Here is a 2,266-nt window from a genome sequence, read left to right as displayed (position 1 = left end):
GGCCTCCACCGCGCCGCCACCGCCGGTCGATGCGCAATTGACGCTCACCAACACCAATGCTGCGCACGCCGCCGGCTACACCGGGGCGGGCGTCACCATCGGCGTGGTCGATACCGGCGTGACCTCCACCCACCCGGCTTTGGCGGGGCGCGTGATCAAGGAACTCACCTACGTCAATCCCGCCACCAACAACCTCAAGGTCGATGACGTCAACGGACACGGCACTTACGTGGCCGAGATCGCGGCGGGCAAGCCCTTTGGCCAGTTCGTCGGCGRCATCGCCCCGGGCGCGAACATCGTGTCGGCACGCATCATCGACGACAGCGCGCCCGACGATAATGGCTCCACGCCACCGGCGCCGGTGAATTCGTCCGATGCGATACCGCTGGGCCAGGTCAATGCCGATCTGATCGCCAACGGCGTCAGGGTGATGAACAACTCCTGGGGCGGCATCAGCTGGAGCGCCAGCGACACCGCCACCACCCAGGGTTTCCACGACGCGTACAACACCTTCATCAATAGCTGGGGCGGCCTGGTGGTGTTTGCGGCGGGCAATGATTCGCAGGCCAATCCCAGCAGCATCGCGGCGCTGCCGAGCCTGGCGCCGGATCTGGCGAAGGGCTGGCTCACCGTGGTGGCAATCAACAGCAACAGCCCCACTCAATTGGACAGCTATTCGAACCGATGCGGCATCGCGATGAACTACTGCCTGGCCGCGCCCGGCGATGTGATCGTGAGCGGCAAGAGCGATACCAGCACGGCCAACGAGACCTACTGGATTGTCGAAGGCACCTCGCTGGCGGCGCCGCAAGTCTCCGGCGCGGCTGCCCTGGTGTGGCAGGCCTACCCCTATTTCAACAACGATCTGGTGCGCCAGACCTTGCTCGGTACCGCCGATCCCTTGGGCGGCTCGCAGCCGAACGCCACCTTTGGCTACGGCGAACTCGACGTGGGCAAGGCGGTCAATGGGCCGGAACAATTCAACTGGGGCGACGTCACTGTCAGCTTCAGCGGCAGCTCAAGCTGGAACAATCCCATCTCCGGCGCCGGCGGCCTGATCAAGCAGGGCACGGGCACGCTGACGCTGACCCAGCCGTCCAGTTATACCGGCTTGACCCAGGTGCAGGGCGGCATGCTGGTGGCTGCATCGTTGGCATCGAGCGTGAGCATTGGCGCCCAAGGCGTGTTGAGCGGTACACCATCGATAGCCGGATCAGTCACCAATGCCGGCGTGCTGGCGGTGGCCGGTACCGATGTCAACGTGGCCGGCAACTATGCGCAACAGGCGGGCAGTCGGCTGGCGGTATCGCTGGGCTCGGCGTTGCGGGTCGGTGGCGCGGCCACGCTGAGCGGTGGCGATCTTTACGTCACGGGCATCAATTCGGGCTATCAGGCCAATGCGCATACGGACGTGCTGACGGCCAGGGCCGGCATCTCCGGCACGTTCTCCGCATTGGACGTGGCCACCGGCGTATTGCTCAGCGCCACGCTCAACTACAACAGCACGGACGCGTGGTTGAACGTGGCCCAGGTGCAAGCCTCGGCGGTGACGGGCATGACGTATACGCCGGCCTCGTTTGGCGCCGCGCAGCGCATCGATGGCGCGTTCAATCAGATCAACACGCAGGTGAGCTCGGGCACCACCGTCACCGGCAATCCGCTGCCGACCTCGTTCATCAATGGCGCAGCAAGCCTGCAGCAAACCGCAACGACCGCTGCCTTGCAGCAGTCGTTGAATTCACTGTCGGGCCAGMTGCACGCGGCGAGCGCAGCGATGACTTTCGATGCGATGGATGCAGGGACGCGTGCGCTATCGCAACGCTTCGACCAGCTGGGCGAGGTCTATACCGCCGGCGGCTGGACGCAGACGCTGGGTAGCTACGGCAGCATGAATCGCAGTGGCTACAACAGCGTGGGCTATGACCTTAACGGCTGGATGGCCGGCCAGGATCGCCGCGTGGGCAGCAATGGGGTCATGGGTTTTGCGGTGAGCCAAAGCCAGGATCTGGGACGCCTCGACGAATTCGCCGACCAGGGCCGCAGCCGCGCGGTGGAAGGCATGCTTTACGGTGGTTTCGTACAGAACCAGTGGTATGCGATGGGACGGCTGGGCATGGGCTCGTATCGCGAGGACATGCGTCGCCATCTCGAGCTGGGCAGCGATGTGGAAAGTGTCGCCAGCGATACCAACGGTACCTACGACATTGCCTATGGCGAAAGCGGCTACCGGATGCAGTGGGGCGGTGTGCGCATAACGCCATATGCC

The 2,266-nt window shown here is 64.5% G+C and carries 1 protein-coding gene; it reads left to right on the top strand.

Features of this window, described 5'->3' with window-relative positions:
- The coding region (locus tag AC1DMG_RS21655) for a S8 family serine peptidase (RefSeq protein ID WP_477181104.1) at nt 1–2,266 on the top strand (2,266 nt) is incomplete at both ends.

The organism is Dyella sp. 01N36 (assembly GCF_056399745.1).
Note: the sequence above shows the minus strand (reverse complement) of the source record. Positions and strands in the feature narration are given on the sequence as shown.